The organism is Flavobacterium cryoconiti (genome assembly GCF_048158645.1).
Lineage (GTDB): Bacteria > Bacteroidota > Bacteroidia > Flavobacteriales > Flavobacteriaceae > Flavobacterium > Flavobacterium cryoconiti.
Genome location: NZ_JBLNKW010000002.1, coordinates 274472 through 291013, shown reverse-complemented (window position 1 = coordinate 291013; position 16542 = coordinate 274472). Strand labels below are relative to the sequence as shown.

The following is a 16542-nucleotide window of genomic DNA, read 5'->3' as shown; positions in this document are numbered from 1 at the left end:
TTTTTAGTTTCGGTCTTTTATTTTACTTATAAATGAAACTAACATTCGCTCTATTTCTCTACTATTTTCGTATAAGTTGTTAAATTCTTCTTCGTCTAAGTATTGTATGTTTTTTGCAATTTCTAATTGTGTTTGCATTTCAAATAATGAACCAATTGAAATATTCAGGAATCGTAAATATTCTTTGTTACTATCTCTTCCAAAGCCTTCGGCTATATTACTAGGAATTGAAATGGAGCATCGTCTTATTTGGGATGTTAATCCAAAAATTTCTTCTTTTGGAAATTTCTTGGTTGAATTGTAAATTTTTGTTGTTAATGACATTGATTTTTGCCAAACTAATAGATTCCTAAAGTTACTCATATACTATAAAGGGGTTAATTTTTATCAAATATAAAACTTAGCACCTCAGTACCTTAGGTTCTTAGCACCTTTTTTAAAACCTAATTCCAATTCTCCTCAAACCCATAGTCTTCAAAACTATCATCTCCTTCAAACATGTCTAAATCATCTTCGTCCAGTCCATCTTCAAATTCATCATTATAGTCATCTGCATTATCTGATTCAAAGTTTTTTTCCATAGCTTCATCAGGCATTTCACCGTGAGAAAATATCGTCTCTGGGTATAAATTTCCAAGAACCTGGTCTTCAATAGCAGCTAATTCTACAAGGAAAGTCCACATGTTGATGAAATCATACACATAGATAATCTTGGTATTTTGTTTATCTAAAATATCCGATAGCTGATAATCGCTCATTACTTTTTGTTCCCCTGGAATATCTCCGGTATCAAAAAGCGAAATTTCGTCTTCTTGATTCCATGTTTCATCACAAGTATAAAAAGAAGCCACTTCCATTCCGTCAAAACCAAAGGAATTAAAGATAGCATTGTGTAAATCTTCTAAAGTATCGTCTTCAAGTATTGCAATGTCTCTAAAAACATCATCTTCTGCGTCTAGAATTACTCTAAATTTATAAACCATAATCTTTGTTTTTGTTGAAAGGTCAAAGGTAAAATTTAATTTTAGATTTTAGATTTCAGATTTCAGATTTGTTAATAAGATTTTTGTGTATGATTCTGTAAGGAGAGTATTTGATTGATTGTCTTTTTTTCTAAAATAGAGACGTCTTTTAGAAATTAAGATAAGCTGTTTCTAAATTTATTGGTAATTCGTTTTCGAATGATATGATACTTTTTATGATTTGGATAACTTCTGTTCGCGGTCATGTTATTGAAAATTAAAGCCACAATCAGTAGAATAAGTACACCACTTAGAACAGGATACAATACATACCAATAGCCAAGCATTGTAATTTTAGGAGAACCAATTATTGCAATCAATGCGGTGGCTCCTCCAGGAGGATGTAATGTTTTGGTTGCTTGCATTAAAACAATTGAAAACGATACGGCTAGAGGAGCACTTATCCATAAAATATCGGGTGCAAATTTAGCTACAGTAACTCCTACAATCGCTGATACAAGATGACCGCCAACAAGATTTCGGGGTTGTGATAATGGACTTTGGATTGCGCCATAAACTAAAACACTTGAGGCACCAAAAGAGCCAATCAAAAAAACTACATCTGAATGCAGCAGTGTTTTGGATTGCATATAAGCCATTAGACCTATACCAATAAACGATCCTAAAAAAGCCCAAAAATGTTCTTTGAAATCAACTAAAGTTTCTTTGTAAAGAATGTATTTAGTTTTGCGATAATTCCTTTTTATTTTTTCAATTGGCATAAACTATTATTTTGATAAACTAGCAGAATAGGAGTATACAGTGAATGGATAAATCATTTTTGCTGTGTATTTTGAAATCAGACAAACAACTAAAATGGGAAGAAATAAAGTATAATCATTGGTTAATCCACAGACTAAGAAAATCGCGGTAAAAGGTGCGTGAATACTGGCGCTTAAAACCGCAGCCATTCCAATAACCATAAAGTTTACAGGAATTACATTAGCGTTTAAATAGGTGTTTAAAAGCAAAGCAACGAGCAATCCCAAAAAGGCACCGATAAATAGGCTTGGCGCAAAAACACCTCCATCACCTCCTGAGGCAAGCGTTGCCGATGTTACTATTGGTTTTAAAAGGATAATTCCAATAAATGTCAGTACCAATGAAAATGAAAGTGTTACGTCATTCGAATGCACAAAAATTCCCTTAATTGCATGGTATCCTTCTCCATAAAGTTGTGGAAAGAAGAATAAGGAAATACTCAGGATTAGTGAGCCTATCAGAATCTTATAATAATGAATTTTTATTTTTGAAAATTGGGATTTAAAGAATAATACACAACGGGTGAGATAAACGGAATTGATACCGGCTAAAATTCCTAAAAGTATAAAATATGGAATCGCTTGTAAATGCCAAGTTGTAATAGTTACGGCAAACAAAGGCTTTTCATCCAATAAAAAAACAAGGCCAAAAGCTATTGCAACCGCAATCAAGTTACTGATTAAAAACGCTCGGGTTACCTTTCTGGAAATGACTTCAATCGCAAAAAGAATTCCCGCAATAGGACTGCTGAATAAAGCAGTAACACCGGCTGCAACCCCTGCACATATCAATTCGGTTTTGTACTGTCTGAATACGTTTTGTTTTCTTTGAGCTACAGAACCAATAGTAGCCGAAGCAACAACGGTAGAAACTTCAATTCCTGTAGATCCTCCAAAAACTACGGTCAATAATCCATTGATGAAATGAGAAGGGATTTTATAATTGGGTAAGTTCTTGGATTTGGAATTAGTGCTTTCAAAAATTTCTTTAATCCCTTTATTTTCTTTTTTTCTAAAAAGATATTCTCGAAGGAAATAAATAATAGATAGACCAAAAACCGGAAAAACGATAATGAATATTGGGTTTAAAGTTGTTTGATGAAAAAAAATTTCCTCGTAATATTCGGTTATTTTTTTTAATGAAATCCCTAAAAATGCCGAAAGAAAACCTATTAGAACAGAAACAATAACTAATTTTTGGAGTTTGATTAATTGATAATTTTTTTTAATTCGGGCAGCATTGTTCATCTAAAAATTGTTTTTACAAACTTTAATCCCAGATAAAATAAAAATGATTTATTTGAAAAATAAAGTTTTTGAGAGTATTACAAATTTAAAGAAAGAATCTTAGACTGGGGTTCGAAAATCAATATAATTGCTATTTTTTATGATTTCTTTATGAATTGTGCTTTTTTGGTAGGTTAAAATGGTCTTATTTTTCATAAAATTCAATCGGAAGATTATCTGGATCAGCAATGAAAGTAAAACGTTTGTTTGTTGTTGGATCGAATCGTATGGCTTCAGATGCAATATTTTTTGAAGATAAAAAATCAATGGTTTGATCAATATCATTTACTTCAAATGCTAAATGGCGCAATCCAGTAGCTTCTGGTCCTGAAGTACGCTGAGGTGGATTTATAAAGGAGAAAAGTTCAATGATGTAAACGCCATTTAAAGCCAAATCAAGTTTGTAGGATTCTCTTTCCTTGCGGTAAATTTCCCGAATAATTGTTAAGCCCAAAACATCGATATAGAACGTTTTAGATTTTTGATAATCGGAGCAAATAATAGCTATATGGTGCACTTTGTTGATGGAAATCATAGTTGTTTATGTTTATTTTAAATAAGTCATTTCAGGAAGATTCGCATTTGGATCTTGCGATAAAGCATCTGAATGGAGTTTGTGGATTAAGGCTTTTGTTTTGTCGAGGTTATCAATCTTAAAGAGGAATTGTACTTCATTTTCATCATCGGCATTTTGCCAAAGGTATTCTAAATACATTCCTTGGGAGGCATGAAACGCTTTGTCTTTTTCTAAAACAGCTTTGATGGTTTCCAAAGGGATATTTTTGAGTTTTGCTAGAACGTGTGGCATAGGTTTAGTTTATTCGTTAAGTTTTCGAATCACTTTTGCTGGATTTCCAACTGCTAATGAATTATCAGGAATGTCTTTTGTAACAACAGAACCGGCACCAATAACAGAACCGTTTCCTATAGTTATACCTGGGCAAATAACAGAATTTCCCCCTATCCAACAATCATCTCCAATCGTTATAGGTAATGCATTTTCATGAGTCTTTCTCAGTTCAGCATCAAGTGGATGTGATGCGGTATATAATTGAACGCCTGGAGCAAATAGCACATTAGAACCAATAGTCACTTTGGCACAGTCTAAAACTACACAATTTACATTGAAATAGACATTTTCTCCGCAACTGATATTGTATCCGTAATCACAAAAAAATGGAGGTTCAATATAAAGATTGGCCCCTGCATTAGGAATTAGCTCTTTTAATATTTCGCGTGCTTTTTTCGTTACTCTATATTCGGTAACATTTAATCTGTGAAGAAGATTTTTTGATTTTCGCCTGTCTTTTACTAAAACAGGATCTCCAGCCAAATAATACGCTCCATCTATCATTTTTTCTTTTTCTGTTTTCATAAAATGAAATATAGTTTAGGTAAATATAAAAGAAATTGAGGATGATTACAACTCATCCTATAATTTCAACAGTTCAGTTAATTATTGTTTTATGATTTTAATTCCCGAAATATATTTGCTTCATCAAAAATCAAATATTATGAAGTTTATTTATACTCTTACCATTTTACTGTTCTCTGTAACGCTATTTTCACAAACAACGCTTTCCGGGAAAGTGGTTGATGAAAAAGGAAATCCAATAGCTGGAGCTAATATTTTTATCGAAGGAACTTATGACGGTACTTCCAGTAATGAAACGGGTGATTTCACTTTTACAACCACTACAACAGGGAATCAAACTTTGGTGGTGAGTTTCTTAGCGTATGAAACTACAAAATTGATAATCGATGTTTCAAATTTTAAAAATAAAACTATAAAACTAAGAGACAATGTCAATGCACTGGATGCTGTAATAATTACCGCAGGAAATATGGAAGCAGGTGACAAGGCAAGAGTTTCGGTGTTGAAACCACTTGATATTGTTACTACTGCGGGTTCTGCAGGAAATATTATTGCGGCTTTGCAAACGTTGCCCGGAACGCAAAATGTGGGTGAGGACGGACGATTATTTGTACGTGGTGGCGAGGCTAATGAAACACAAACTTTTGTAGATGGGATTCGCGTGGCGCAACCTTACGGCGCTTCTTCTCAAAATTTACCTACACGCGGTCGATTTTCGCCCTTTCTTTTTAATGGAATATCATTTTCCACAGGTGGTTATTCTGCTGAATATGGGGAAGCTTTATCAAGTGTTTTGTTATTGAATACGCAAGATGAACCCGACCAAAACAAAACCGAAATTTCGTTAATGACTGTTGGTCTGGGTTTTGGAAACACACAAAAATGGAAAAAAAGTTCTTTGAGTGTGAATACCGCGTATATCAATTTGGCTCCATATCAAGCTGCTATCAAGCAAAATGTAGATTGGAATAGTCCGTATCAATCTTTGTCTGGAGAAACGGTATATCGTTATAATTTCAATAACGGAATTTTGAAATTATACGCTGCTTTTGACTCCTCAAAATTCGATATTAATCAAGAGAACATCAATTCGGAACAGAAGATTAGAGTCGATTTAAACAATACTAATTTTTATTTTAATTCTTCCTATAAAGGCGGTTTTGGAAACAACTGGCAAATTACTTCGGGGTTGAGTTATGGTTATAGTAAAAATAAAATAAAACTGGATTCGGATGCTGTTGCAAATGATGAAAACGCGGCTCATTTGAAATTAAAATTAACACAACGTTTTTCTGAAAGAGTGAAATTGTCTTTTGGGGCGGATTATTTTATTACCAAATTCAATGAGGATTTCAAGGAGAATTTAGGAACTACAACTACGAATGGATATAATTCAGCTATCGGAGCAGTTTATACTGAAGTTGATGTTTTTTTCTCCAAAAAGTTTGCTGCAAAAGCAGGATTGAGAGCTTCGTACAATGATTTGCTAAATGAAACTGCAATTTCTCCCAGAGTTTCATTGGCCTACAAAATGGCTAAAAATAGTCAGCTTTCATTAGCTTATGGAGACTTTTCACAAACACCAAATGTTGATTATATCAAATATTCTAAGTTCCATCAGTTTGAAAGTGAGAAAGCCTCACATTATATTTTGAATTATCAATACAATAAAAACGGAAAAACCTTCAGAGCAGAAGCCTATTACAAAGATTACAGTAATTTGGTAAAATACGACACACCATCGATACAATACAATTCAGTGTTTAATAATAATGGTTCCGGTTATGCTAGAGGATTGGATTTGTTTTGGAGAGACGGGAAATCAATCAAGAATTTGGAATATTGGGTTTCGTATTCGTACATTGATACAGAGAGAGATTATAAAAATTTTAGTGCTCAAGTCACTCCTAATTTTGTCGCGGATCATAGTTTATCGGTTGTTACTAAATATTGGATAAACGATTGGAAATCACAAATTGGATTCACAAATTCATACAGTTCGGGGCGTCCATATAACAATCCTAATGAAACGAAATTCATGAACGGAAAAACAAAATCATATAACAGTTTGAGTTTTAACTGGGCTTATTTATTGTCTACGCAAAAGATTTTGTATTTCTCCGTTTCTAATATTCTAGGAAGCCAAAATGTGTATGGTTATGATTATGCAAAAAATCCAAATACTGCCGGAGTTTATAATAGGGCAGCAATTACGCCAACAGCAGATCGTTTTTTCTTTCTTGGGTTCTTTTGGACTATAAGCAATGATAAAAAAGAGAATCAGCTGAAGAATCTTTAAAAGAGTCATAAAGTCGAAAGTCTTAAAGTCAAAAGCTATTTTGTTTGTAGAGAGTTTTTAGAATAGGATGTATTCTCAAATCAGTCGCTGACTTTCGACCTTTGACTTTTTGACTTTCGACTAAAATTACGATTCATCCATTAAAATCAACAGTTCAGTAAGTATAAATTTTAAAAAAGATACAACCAATGTAAATTTGGTCAACAATTAATCAACAACTAAAAATTAAATATCATGACAAAAGTTATCACCGCAATCGCATTATTTGTATGTAGTTTATTATCCGCTCAAGGACAATTTGAGCAAGGAATGGGAAAAGCATTCGGACTTTGGAAAGAAGGAAAAAGCACTGAAGCTTCTGATTTATTCGAAAGAATTGCTGGAGCAGAAAAAACAAGTTGGTTGCCTAATTATTATGTTGCATTAGTAAATACAACCACTGCTTTTGGAACACAGGATAAAGATAAAATGAATTTGTTACTTACCAAAGCTCAAAATGCATTGGATACTGAAATGGGTAAAAATCCAAATAATGCAGAATTATTAGTGATGCAAGCCATGATTAATACTGCTTGGATTGTTTTTGACCCTATGACAAACGGAATGAAATTATCTGGAAAAACAATGGAATTGTATGCCAAAGCGGAAGCAATCGCACCAGAAAACCCAAGAGTAGTCTTTGGTAAAGCAGAGTTTCAAATAGGAGGGGCTAAATGGACAGGAATTGACACTAAACCTTTATGCGAACAAATTGAAAAATCAATCGGACTTTTTGCTACTTTTAAACCGGAAACTCCTTTTTCTCCAAAATGGGGATTGGATAGAGCAACTGAAGCATTGAAAAACTGTAAATAAAATTTACTAGAAAAAATATAAACTGAAAATGGAAAATCAAAGGATACATACCTACACAGAATTTAAAAAAGGAACAATTGTTTCTCTTAAAATTGCTCTGATTTTCACATTTGTTTTTTCTTTAATTCAAGGACGTTATGATTTAGAAACGGTATTGACCACTTTTTGGGTAAGTTCGTTGTATTCTTTTGGAATTGGTTTTGGTAACGGAGTAATCAACTCCCTTCTGAATAAGAAATGGGATTGGCTGGAACAAACTAATTTGAGAGTGTATTTTGGGATAATTGCTACGGTGTTGTATACCGTTCCGGTTGTTTTAGCAATTGATTATTTGACCTTTGTGGTTTTTCAAAAAATGAACCCTAGTGAGTTTTTTAATGATAGAATGATCTGGGTTCATTTATTTTATATCATACTTTCTTTAGGTGTTTCGACTTTCATGCATGCACGAAGTTTTATGGCGAATTGGAAACGAGCATCAAGAAAAGAAGTAACGGAACAAAAAATAATTGCAGGTACCGCTTCGGCGAAGTTCGAAAGTTTAAAAAATCAAATTGACCCCCATTTTCTTTTTAATAGTTTGAATGTTTTAAGTTCTTTAATTGAAGAAAATCCAGATAATGCCCAACGGTTTACGACTTCATTGTCAAAAATTTATCGGTATGTATTGGAACAAAAAGACAAAGAGTTAGTTTCAGTTGAAGAAGAATTGGCTTTCGCCAAAACCTATATGAACCTGCTCAAAATGCGTTTCGAGAATAGTTTGTTTTACGAATTACCAAAAACAAATAGTAATCCGGAAGCCAAAGTAGTTCCGCTTTCTTTACAGCTTTTATTGGAGAATACCGTAAAGCACAATGTAGTTAGTGAACAAAGACCTTTGCACATTCGTATTACAATTGAAGGCGATTACCTTGCTATTCAAAATGATTATCAAAAGAAGGAAGTTTTGCAGGATCGTCAGGGTGTAGGATTGCAAAATATCATCAATCGCTATGGAATCATTACTAATAGAAAAGTATTGATTGAGCAAAATGAAAAAACTTTCACGGTCAAAATACCCATTTTAACTAAACAAATTTCAGTTATGGAAACTAGTACTAATTATAACGAAAATAGCGCGTATTACAGAGCTAAAAAACGGGTTGAAGAACTCAAAGGTTTTTATGGAAACCTGATTTCTTATTGTTGTGTTATTCCACTTTTGATATTTATTAATCTTACGTATTCTCCACAATTTCAATGGTTTTGGTTTTCGGCTGCAGGTTGGGGTTTTGGATTAATTATGCATGCTTTAAAGGTTTTTGGTTACAGTTCTAACTGGGAAGAACGAAAAATAAAGGAGATTTTGCAAAGAGAAGACAGTAAAAAATCTTGGAAATAGTTTTGAGTTTAAATTTTAAACTTGAAAAAAAATTATTAGAAAAATAGTATGGAAAATAGATATCAAAACGAAGAGCGTTACTACATGGCAAAAAAACAAGTAGAAGAAATAAAAGGTTTTTATGGCAACTTGATTTCCTACATTGTAGTAAACATAGGATTAGTGATTCTGAATTTAAAAACATCGCCCGATCATTTATGGTTTTATTGGCCGTTGCTGTGGTGGGGAATTGGCATTGTTTTTCACGGTCTCAAGGTTTTTAAATATATGCCTTTCATAACAAAAGACTGGGAAGAGAAAAAGATTAAGGAGTTTATGGAAAAAGAGAACAAGGAAACTTGGGAATAATTTAATATTTATAGAGATGGGAAGATTTAGAGATAGAAGGCTAAATGATTATAATACCGAAACGTATAATCCTGACGAACGCTACAATTTAGCTTACAAAAGAGTAAAAAGAATCAAAGGTTTTTATGTACATCTATTGGTTTATATAGGTGTAAATGCATTCCTTATTATTGGGAGTAACAACGAGAGTATATCTAGTAATCATCTTTTTTGGAGCTGGGAAACTTTTTCAACAGCATTGTTTTGGGGAATTGGATTGACTGCTCATGGATTATCTGTTTTTGGAAGAAATATATTTTTTGGTGCAAACTGGGAAGAGAAAAAAATCCAAGAATTAATGGAAAAAGAAAAAAGCGAGAAATGGGAGTGAAAATGAGTATTCAGTCGCAGTTTTTAGTTGTGACTCTTTAAACTTTAAACAAGAACTTAACCTTGAAAAAATATTTACCAGTCATAACTATTTTAGCACTTATTAAGCTTTCTATTCATTTGATAGGAAACCAAAATTATGGATTTCATCGGGATGAATTATTACACTTATCAGTAAGCGAGCACTTAGATTGGGGTTATTTTGAATTTCCGCCTTTCATTGCTTTTGTTGGTAAAATAGCTCATTTTATGTTTGGGTATTCGCTATCTGGTGTTCGGTTTTTTTCTACGTTAGCGGGAGTTGGTATTCTTATAATTTGTTGTTTGATTGCTAAAGAATTAGGAGGAAAGATAAAAGCAATTCTGTTAGCTGGAGTTTCAGTACTGGCTTTTGTTCCTTTTTATCGGAATCATATGCTATTTCAGCCGGTAGCTTTCGATCAGTTATTTTGGACACTTGGATTTTATTTTTTGGTCAAATATTTCAACACCGGAAATATAAAATTTCTTCTTTTTCTTGGTGTTTCTTCGGGTTTTGGTTTAATGAATAAGTACACTGTATTTGTTTGGGGATTAGGAGTTGTAGCGGGTTTGTTATTTTATGAAAAAGGAAAAATATTCAAGAATAAATGGTTCTACTTTTCAGGATTAGTGACTTTTTTAATTTTTTTGCCAAATTTGATTTGGCAATTGAATCATCATTTTCCAGTAGTATTGCATTTGCAAAAGTTGAAAGAAAGCCAGTTAGATGAGAATGGTCCTTTTGATTTTGCAATAGAACAGTTGAAGCATCCTTTTACTTTAATGATAAGCTTAATTGGACTTTTTGCTTACTTTTTTGACAAAGATTTAAAAAAGTATAAAACGTTTGGAATTGCCGCTTTGGTGATATTTGGCAGTATGTGGATCACGCAATCGAAAGCCTATTTTTTCTTTGCGATTTACCCTATATTATTTGCGGCTGGAGCTGTTAAAATTGAAAAATTGCTGGAAAAGAAGCCAAAATGGAATTATGCAGTTGCTTCCGTTCTGTTTCTTCCAATAATTCCTTTTTTGCCTCAGGCAATTGCTATTCTTCCAATTGAAACCTATGTTAATTACTCTGATTTAGAGTTACAAAAAAACGGACGTATTAAGCTCACAGATGATTATGCTGATATGTTTGGTTGGGAAGAACAAGTGAAATTAGTTGATAGTGTATACCAATCATTACCGGCTAAAGACAAAAATGACTGTGTTATTTTAGCTAAAAATTATGGTGAAGCCGGAGCAATAGAAATCCTTGGGAAAAAGTATCGATTGCCAAATCCAATTTGTAGTAATGGAAGTTTTTGGCTTTGGGGAACTGGAACTACAAGTGGGCAAGTTTGTATCAGTATTGGTAATGAAAAAGAAGTTGTAGAGCGAGTTTTTAAAGATTGTAAATTGCTGAAAATTATAAAACATAAATATGCTATTGAAGAAGAAAATAATATCCCGGTATATCTTTGTCGAAATCCAAAAATAAATATTCAGCAAAAGTGGAAATCATTGGAGAAACAGGTATTTGATTAGTAAAGCAGCAAAATAAAACGATTCCCTTTTTTGAAACCTTAAACCTAAATTATGACTACAATAATAATAGAAGACGAAAAACCAGCTGCCAGATTACTGCAAAGAAAACTCGAAAAACTAAATATTCAAGTAGGAGTGATGTTGCATTCAGTGGAAGAATCTATTGATTGGTTTTCTAAAAACGAGCATCCGGATTTGATCTTTTTGGACATTCAATTGTCGGATGGATTGTCTTTTGAAATCTTTGAAAAAGTAGCCATCAAAAGCGCCATAATTTTCACAACGGCTTATGATGAATATGCGTTGCGCGCCTTCAAATTAAATAGTATTGATTATCTTTTGAAACCGATCGATGAGGACGATTTGGAAGTAGCAGTTTCTAAATTTAAAACGCGCTTACCAAAACAAGAAACAGTACAATTAGATTTTGAGCAAATCAAAAAAATGCTAACCAATCCATTTGAAAAAAATTACAAAAAACGTTTTACTGTAAAAATTGGACAACATTTGAAAGTGTTCGCTACTGATGAAGTCGAATGTTTTTTTAGTGAAAATAAAGGAACGTACATTCATACATTCGATAATAGAAATTATTTAATTGAAAATACATTGGAGTTTTTGGAACAGGAATTAGATCCTATGGATTTCTTTAGAATCAATAGAAAATTCATTATTCCGCTTAAAGCAATTAAAGAAATCGTGTTGTACAGTAACTCTCGTTTGAAGGTTATTTTGCCTTCTTATAAAACCGATGAAGTGATTGTAAGCAGAGAAAAAGTTTCCGAATTCAAAACCTGGATTGGGTAATTAAAGCACAAAAAAAAGCTGTTTCAAAAGCCTCAAACAAAATCCAAAAACGAAGAATATTCAGCGAGGCTTTTGAAACAGTTTTAGTGATTTTTGAATCTTAAAATTATTCAAATAGGGATCTGATTTCTTTTTCAGTTTTGCCTAATTTTTGTTGCAATTTTCCCCAAGTTTCATCTTCTTTTCCTTCTTCAAACAACACATCGTCGTCTGTCAATTCTGCAAATTTTTGTTTAAGTTTTCCTTTTAGTTCATTCCAGTTTCCTTTAATCTCTTTTGAATTCGGCATAATGTATAGTTTTAAATTGATTATTATTTCTTTTACAAATCTGGTGATTGAAAGAGGAAAAACTATTACAGAATTAAGACGGTTTGTTGTTTAATTTTTGGCAAATTGTTCAGAAGCTTGAATACTATTTTAAGTATTTGAATAATAAAATTTGTTTAAATTAAAAAGTAAAGTAATTACACTTAAGTTTATGGTGTTTAATGAAATAAAATTTACATATAGATTATATCTATGATGGTTTTATGCCTTGAAAACTGTTTTTCTAATTCCAATTAATGCGAAAATAAACAATGAGTAAACAATAAAAAATGGAATGATATATTCGATTAAATTTAGGGGTAACATAATAGCAATAATCAACAATTGAAACCCTAATCCGTAAATTGAAAGTAATGTCATAAACCAATGTGGAAATGTTTTTACCTTGTACGCCTCTTTGTCAAGTGTGTGAATTATTTTGTCAAAAGTCCCGTAAACAATCGTATAAATTTGAAACAGGATATCAACTGATTTTTGGCTTTCTCCAGGCAAAGCTCTGGGTGATTTGTATTCGAAAATTTTACTGGTTGTATCTCCACCAACAGATTTATTTCTTAAAATTACATAGTAGTAATTGTATAAAGTTCCTTGTAATTGGATGCCGATAAATGCTAAAATAGTAAGCCAAATTGTAGCTTTTGAAACATAACAAATAGTCATAAAAAGCAAAAAATTTAAGATGATATCAAAAACACTATCAAGGTATCTTCCGGTATAAGATGGTGTGTTTTTTATGCGTGCCAGTTCTCCATCGGCAGCATCAATTCCTGATTTCAGAATGATAAAAAAACTGGCTAAAAAGTAATGATTTTGTAAAATACAGTAAATTGCTATAAGACCTGAAAGCCCAAAAAGCAGCGTAACATGAATGGGAGTAAATCGGGTATTCTTTAATTGATTGGCTAAAAATTTTCCGAATGGTCTTCCGTAATCGGATAAATCTAAAAATTTATCTTGAGCAGCAAGTTTAGACATTTAAGTTTATGAACAAAGAAATGCGACAATATAGTCAGGTATAAATTGTGAAAAAATTATTTTGATAATCGATGTAACGTAAAAGTCATTGCCGTCAATAAGAAAAATGCACTAACTTGGTGTAAGAGTCCTAACCACAAAGGAACGCCATATAATAGCGTTAGAACACCTAAACCAAACTGAACAAAAACCAATAATAAAAGCAATTTAATTCCTTTGGTTTGTGCTTTGTCTAAAGTAAAATTAATGCTTTTGAAGTACAATAAAACAATCATGCCTACTACAAAATAAGCTAATGTTCTATGTACAAATTGAACCCCGCTTTTACCTTCTGTGAAACTCAAAAACAGGTTTTTTTGTTCCAGAAAAACACTGTCATGGATAAACTGTCCATCACTCATTAAAGGCCAGTGATTGTGAATTAAACCAGCATTTAAACCCGCAACAAAGCCACCATATATAATTTGCAATAACAAAAAGGCTAGTGCTACACGGGCAATGGTTCGTAACGATTTTTCAATTTCTTTCTTTTCAGGATATAGTAAATCCAAAGCAACCCAAAGCGTATAGGCAAATGTGATAAAAGCAAAAGTTAAATGCAATGAAAGTCTAAAATGGCTTACGTCCGGATTATTTACCAGACCACTTTTTACCATAAACCAACCTAAAAATCCTTGAAAAGCACCCATTCCTAAAAGAATGTAACATTTTTTTAAGGTATCGCGGTCAATTTTTTTCTTACTTAAAAAATAAACAAACGGGATGATGAAAACAAAACCAAGAATTCGTCCTATAAAACGGTGAAACCATTCCCAGAAATAGATGAATTTATAATCCGAAAGAGTAAAATCGTTATGGATATTGATTTTTTGATATTCTGGAAATTGTTTGTATTTCTCAAAAGCTTCCTGCCATTTTACTTCCGAAAGTGGGGGTAAAGTATCGGTAACTAAATGCCAGTCGGTCATGGAAAGTCCTGAATTAGTTAAACGTGTAATTCCGCCTACAACAACCATTAAAAATATTAAAAAGCATCCTGAAAGCAACCAAATTACAACTGATTTATTTTCCTTTTTCATTTTTGAAACTAATTTTTGCAAAGATATTTTAAAAACAATTAATCCTTAATTCAACAAGCGTTAATCTTTAATCCAATTTTTTCGGCCCTTTTTAACATAAATCCATAAGCAGCTTGATATTCGTTTGGGATTTCTCCTTCTAATATGGCTTCTTTGATGGCTTCTTTGAGTATTCCAATTTCTTTGGATGGTTTTAAATTGAAGATTTCCATAATTTCTTCTCCTGATATCGGAGGTTGAAAATTACGAACATGATCGCGTTCTTCTACTTCCACAATTTTCTTTCGAACAATTTCAAAATTATGGTGGTATTTCTTGAATTTATTAGGGTTTTTGGTAGTGATATCCGCTTCACACAACGTCATTAGATTCTCTACATCTTCACCCGCGTCAAAAACCAAACGACGCACAGCAGAATCTGTAACGGTATCTTGTGATAAAACAATCGGACGGGAACTCATCATCACCATTTTTTGTACGAACTTCATTTTTTGGTTCAAAGGCATATGCAAACGTTCAAAGATTTTCTTTGCCATTTTCCCGCCTAAAAACTCATGACCATGAAACGTCCAGCCTTGTTTTTTATTGAAACGTTTGGTCGGTGCCTTGCCAATGTCATGTAATAATGCAGCCCAACGCAACCACACATCATCTGTATTTGGGCAAATATTATCAACAACTTCTAAGGTGTGATAGAAATTATTTTTGTGTGTATGACCCTCAATTTCTTCTACTTGATTTAAGGCGGTCAATTCCGGAAGAATAATATCCAAAAGTCCTGTTTTGAACAATAATAAAAATCCAATGGAAGGTTTGTCTGTCGAAAGAATTTTATTCAGTTCGTCAACAATACGTTCCCCGGATATAATTTTAATTCGCTCTGCATTTTTTGTAATAGAGTTCAAGGAATGCTCTTCGATTTCAAAACCCAATTGGTTTGCAAAACGAATTCCTCTCAACATCCTCAAAGGATCATCAGAAAAAGTAATATCCGGATCTAAAGGTGTTTTGATTGTTTTATTTTTTAAATCTTCCAGTCCATTAAATGGGTCGGATAATTCGCCAAAATTTGAAGCGTTTAATGATAAAGCCAAAGCGTTTATAGTAAAATCACGACGGTTTTGATCGTCTTCAAGAGTTCCGTTCTCTACAACAGGATTGCGACTGTCTAGATTATAGGATTCTTTTCGAGCGCCAACAAATTCAATTTCGGTATCTTCAAAACGCAACATCGCTGTTCCATAGGTTTTAAAAACTTGAACTTTTGGTTTTTTTGGGAGTAATTGAGATACTTTCAAAGCCAATTCTATCCCGCTGCCAACGGCAACAATATCAATATCTTTTTTGAAATCTCTATTCAAAAGCAAATCTCTCACGAAACCACCAATTACATAACTTTCAATGTTAAGTTCTTGGGAAGCTTGAGAAATGACTTCGAAAATTTTATTATTTAAGGCTTCTTTATAGGAAGTTTTGATGCTCATTTTAAAAATGTTTAAAGTCTATAGTCCAAAGTTGCTAAACTGAATACTACAAACTATTTACGTATCACTTTCACCTGAGAATCATTCGTCAATTTTATAATTGTAGAAGGTTTTCCGGCAATTTTTTCGCGATGCAAATTTACAACATAGTCGACGCCTTTTATAATTTCGGGGCTAATTTCTTTGAAACTTTTTGGGGTAGGTTGTCCAGAAATATTTGCTGAAGTTGAAACCAATGGTTTTTTCATCTTTTCCAATAATTTAAAACAAAAAGGTTCTTTCACGATACGGATTCCTAAAGTGTTATCTGGAGCAATTAAATTAGGAGCCACATTTCTTGGTTTGTCTAAGACTAAAGTCGTTGGGTTTTCGGATAAATCCATGATTTGCCATGCCACTTCAGGAATATCCTTAAATACATTGTACATCATTTTTTCACCATTCATCAAAACAATCATGCTTTGGGTTTCGGCTCTTTGTTTGAGTTTATATATTTTGGCAACAGCCTCAGGATTTGTAGCGTCACAACCAATTCCCCAAACCGTGTCAGTAGGATAGAGGATTATTCCGCCTTCTTTTATTACTTCGTAGGCATTGTGTATTTCTTGATTCATT

19 protein-coding genes are annotated in these 16542 nt (G+C 32.8%); 7 read left to right on the top strand and 12 right to left on the bottom strand.

From position 1 onward, the window contains the following. Window positions 1–3 precede the first annotated feature (3 nt). From ACM55H_RS04225 to ACM55H_RS04195, 7 genes are all read right to left on the bottom strand, one after another. Window positions 4–363, bottom strand: coding sequence for a four helix bundle protein (locus ACM55H_RS04225; RefSeq protein ID WP_416835316.1), 360 nt, complete (start codon window positions 361–363; stop codon window positions 4–6). A gap of 80 nt (window positions 364–443) precedes the next feature. Then, window positions 444–983, bottom strand: a complete 540-nt coding sequence (locus ACM55H_RS04220; RefSeq protein ID WP_416835315.1) for an IS1096 element passenger TnpR family protein — start codon at window positions 981–983, stop codon at window positions 444–446. Between the two features lie 155 nt (window positions 984–1138). Beyond that, window positions 1139–1744, bottom strand: a complete 606-nt coding sequence (locus ACM55H_RS04215; RefSeq protein WP_416835314.1) for an HPP family protein — start codon at window positions 1742–1744, stop codon at window positions 1139–1141. Window positions 1745–1750: 6 nt separating this feature from the next. Beyond that, the gene (locus tag ACM55H_RS04210) at window positions 1751–3031 is read right to left on the bottom strand and encodes a chloride channel protein (protein WP_416835313.1); all 1281 of its coding nucleotides are present in this window, start codon (window positions 3029–3031) and stop codon (window positions 1751–1753) included. A 184-nt stretch (window positions 3032–3215) separates the two neighbouring features. After that, window positions 3216–3605, bottom strand: coding sequence for an SMU1112c/YaeR family gloxylase I-like metalloprotein (gene gloA2, locus ACM55H_RS04205; protein ID WP_416835312.1), 390 nt, complete (start codon window positions 3603–3605; stop codon window positions 3216–3218). 12 nt (window positions 3606–3617) lie between these two features. Next, entirely contained in the window at window positions 3618–3878 is a 261-nt protein-coding gene (locus ACM55H_RS04200) for a hypothetical protein (protein WP_416835311.1), read from the bottom strand. A gap of 9 nt (window positions 3879–3887) precedes the next feature. After that, the gene (locus tag ACM55H_RS04195) at window positions 3888–4445 is read right to left on the bottom strand and encodes a sugar O-acetyltransferase (protein ID WP_416835310.1); all 558 of its coding nucleotides are present in this window, start codon (window positions 4443–4445) and stop codon (window positions 3888–3890) included. 139 nt (window positions 4446–4584) lie between these two features. On the opposite strand from ACM55H_RS04195, the gene ACM55H_RS04190 reads away from it, so the two are divergent. The 7 genes from ACM55H_RS04190 (at window position 4585) to ACM55H_RS04160 (ending at window position 12061) form a co-directional block, all read left to right on the top strand. Next, on the top strand, window positions 4585–6744 hold the full coding sequence (locus ACM55H_RS04190) for a TonB-dependent receptor (protein ID WP_416835309.1): 2160 nt from the start codon (window positions 4585–4587) through the stop codon (window positions 6742–6744). A gap of 234 nt (window positions 6745–6978) precedes the next feature. Continuing rightward, window positions 6979–7599, top strand: coding sequence for a hypothetical protein (locus ACM55H_RS04185; RefSeq protein ID WP_416835308.1), 621 nt, complete (start codon window positions 6979–6981; stop codon window positions 7597–7599). Between the two features lie 28 nt (window positions 7600–7627). After that, window positions 7628–8983: a histidine kinase gene (locus ACM55H_RS04180; RefSeq protein WP_416835307.1), complete on the top strand. Its 1356-nt coding sequence runs from the start codon at window positions 7628–7630 to the stop codon at window positions 8981–8983. Between the two features lie 48 nt (window positions 8984–9031). After that, window positions 9032–9331: a 2TM domain-containing protein gene (locus ACM55H_RS04175; protein WP_416835306.1), complete on the top strand. Its 300-nt coding sequence runs from the start codon at window positions 9032–9034 to the stop codon at window positions 9329–9331. A 16-nt stretch (window positions 9332–9347) separates the two neighbouring features. Further along, window positions 9348–9701 carry a 2TM domain-containing protein gene (locus ACM55H_RS04170; RefSeq protein ID WP_416835305.1) on the top strand — a complete coding sequence of 118 codons (354 nt, stop codon included), beginning with the start codon at window positions 9348–9350 and terminating at the stop codon, window positions 9699–9701. A gap of 62 nt (window positions 9702–9763) precedes the next feature. Continuing rightward, window positions 9764–11254, top strand: a complete 1491-nt coding sequence (locus tag ACM55H_RS04165) for an ArnT family glycosyltransferase (RefSeq protein WP_416835304.1) — start codon at window positions 9764–9766, stop codon at window positions 11252–11254. Window positions 11255–11305: 51 nt separating this feature from the next. Then, entirely contained in the window at window positions 11306–12061 is a 756-nt protein-coding gene (locus tag ACM55H_RS04160) for a LytR/AlgR family response regulator transcription factor (RefSeq protein ID WP_416835303.1), read from the top strand. Between the two features lie 106 nt (window positions 12062–12167). On the opposite strand, the gene ACM55H_RS04155 is transcribed toward ACM55H_RS04160, so the two are convergent. The 5 genes from ACM55H_RS04155 to ACM55H_RS04135 form a co-directional block, all read right to left on the bottom strand. Further along, window positions 12168–12350, bottom strand: a complete 183-nt coding sequence (locus tag ACM55H_RS04155; RefSeq protein ID WP_416835302.1) for a CsbD family protein — start codon at window positions 12348–12350, stop codon at window positions 12168–12170. 240 nt (window positions 12351–12590) lie between these two features. Then, window positions 12591–13364, bottom strand: a complete 774-nt coding sequence (locus ACM55H_RS04150; protein ID WP_416835301.1) for a CDP-alcohol phosphatidyltransferase family protein — start codon at window positions 13362–13364, stop codon at window positions 12591–12593. A 56-nt stretch (window positions 13365–13420) separates the two neighbouring features. After that, a complete protein-coding gene (locus ACM55H_RS04145) occupies window positions 13421–14443 on the bottom strand; it encodes a COX15/CtaA family protein (RefSeq protein ID WP_416835300.1) in 1023 nt (340 codons plus the stop codon). Between the two features lie 50 nt (window positions 14444–14493). After that, window positions 14494–15927, bottom strand: a complete 1434-nt coding sequence (locus tag ACM55H_RS04140) for a CCA tRNA nucleotidyltransferase (protein WP_416835299.1) — start codon at window positions 15925–15927, stop codon at window positions 14494–14496. A 53-nt stretch (window positions 15928–15980) separates the two neighbouring features. Continuing rightward, entirely contained in the window at window positions 15981–16541 is a 561-nt protein-coding gene (locus tag ACM55H_RS04135) for an L-threonylcarbamoyladenylate synthase (protein WP_416835298.1), read from the bottom strand. Between the last annotated feature and the right edge of the window lies 1 nt (window position 16542).

Bases quoted from the DNA above. Each gene is read 5' to 3' on its own strand.
- ACM55H_RS04190 (WP_416835309.1), top strand. From the start codon at position 4,585: ATGAAGTTTATTTATACTCTTACCATTTTACTGTTCTCTGTAACGCTA.
- ACM55H_RS04175 (WP_416835306.1), top strand. From the start codon at position 9,032: ATGGAAAATAGATATCAAAACGAAGAGCGTTACTACATGGCAAAAAAA.
- ACM55H_RS04180 (WP_416835307.1), top strand. From the start codon at position 7,628: ATGGAAAATCAAAGGATACATACCTACACAGAATTTAAAAAAGGAACA.
- ACM55H_RS04160 (WP_416835303.1), top strand. From the start codon at position 11,306: ATGACTACAATAATAATAGAAGACGAAAAACCAGCTGCCAGATTACTG.
- ACM55H_RS04200 (WP_416835311.1), bottom strand. From the start codon at position 3,878: ATGCCACACGTTCTAGCAAAACTCAAAAATATCCCTTTGGAAACCATC.
- ACM55H_RS04135 (WP_416835298.1), bottom strand. From the start codon at position 16,541: ATGAATCAAGAAATACACAATGCCTACGAAGTAATAAAAGAAGGCGGA.
- ACM55H_RS04210 (WP_416835313.1), bottom strand. From the start codon at position 3,031: ATGAACAATGCTGCCCGAATTAAAAAAAATTATCAATTAATCAAACTC.
- ACM55H_RS04225 (WP_416835316.1), bottom strand. From the start codon at position 363: ATGAGTAACTTTAGGAATCTATTAGTTTGGCAAAAATCAATGTCATTA.
- ACM55H_RS04145 (WP_416835300.1), bottom strand. From the start codon at position 14,443: ATGAAAAAGGAAAATAAATCAGTTGTAATTTGGTTGCTTTCAGGATGC.
- ACM55H_RS04140 (WP_416835299.1), bottom strand. From the start codon at position 15,927: ATGAGCATCAAAACTTCCTATAAAGAAGCCTTAAATAATAAAATTTTC.
- gloA2 (WP_416835312.1), bottom strand. From the start codon at position 3,605: ATGATTTCCATCAACAAAGTGCACCATATAGCTATTATTTGCTCCGAT.
- ACM55H_RS04220 (WP_416835315.1), bottom strand. From the start codon at position 983: ATGGTTTATAAATTTAGAGTAATTCTAGACGCAGAAGATGATGTTTTT.
- ACM55H_RS04155 (WP_416835302.1), bottom strand. From the start codon at position 12,350: ATGCCGAATTCAAAAGAGATTAAAGGAAACTGGAATGAACTAAAAGGA.
- ACM55H_RS04185 (WP_416835308.1), top strand. From the start codon at position 6,979: ATGACAAAAGTTATCACCGCAATCGCATTATTTGTATGTAGTTTATTA.
- ACM55H_RS04215 (WP_416835314.1), bottom strand. From the start codon at position 1,744: ATGCCAATTGAAAAAATAAAAAGGAATTATCGCAAAACTAAATACATT.
- ACM55H_RS04150 (WP_416835301.1), bottom strand. From the start codon at position 13,364: ATGTCTAAACTTGCTGCTCAAGATAAATTTTTAGATTTATCCGATTAC.
- ACM55H_RS04170 (WP_416835305.1), top strand. From the start codon at position 9,348: ATGGGAAGATTTAGAGATAGAAGGCTAAATGATTATAATACCGAAACG.
- ACM55H_RS04195 (WP_416835310.1), bottom strand. From the start codon at position 4,445: ATGAAAACAGAAAAAGAAAAAATGATAGATGGAGCGTATTATTTGGCT.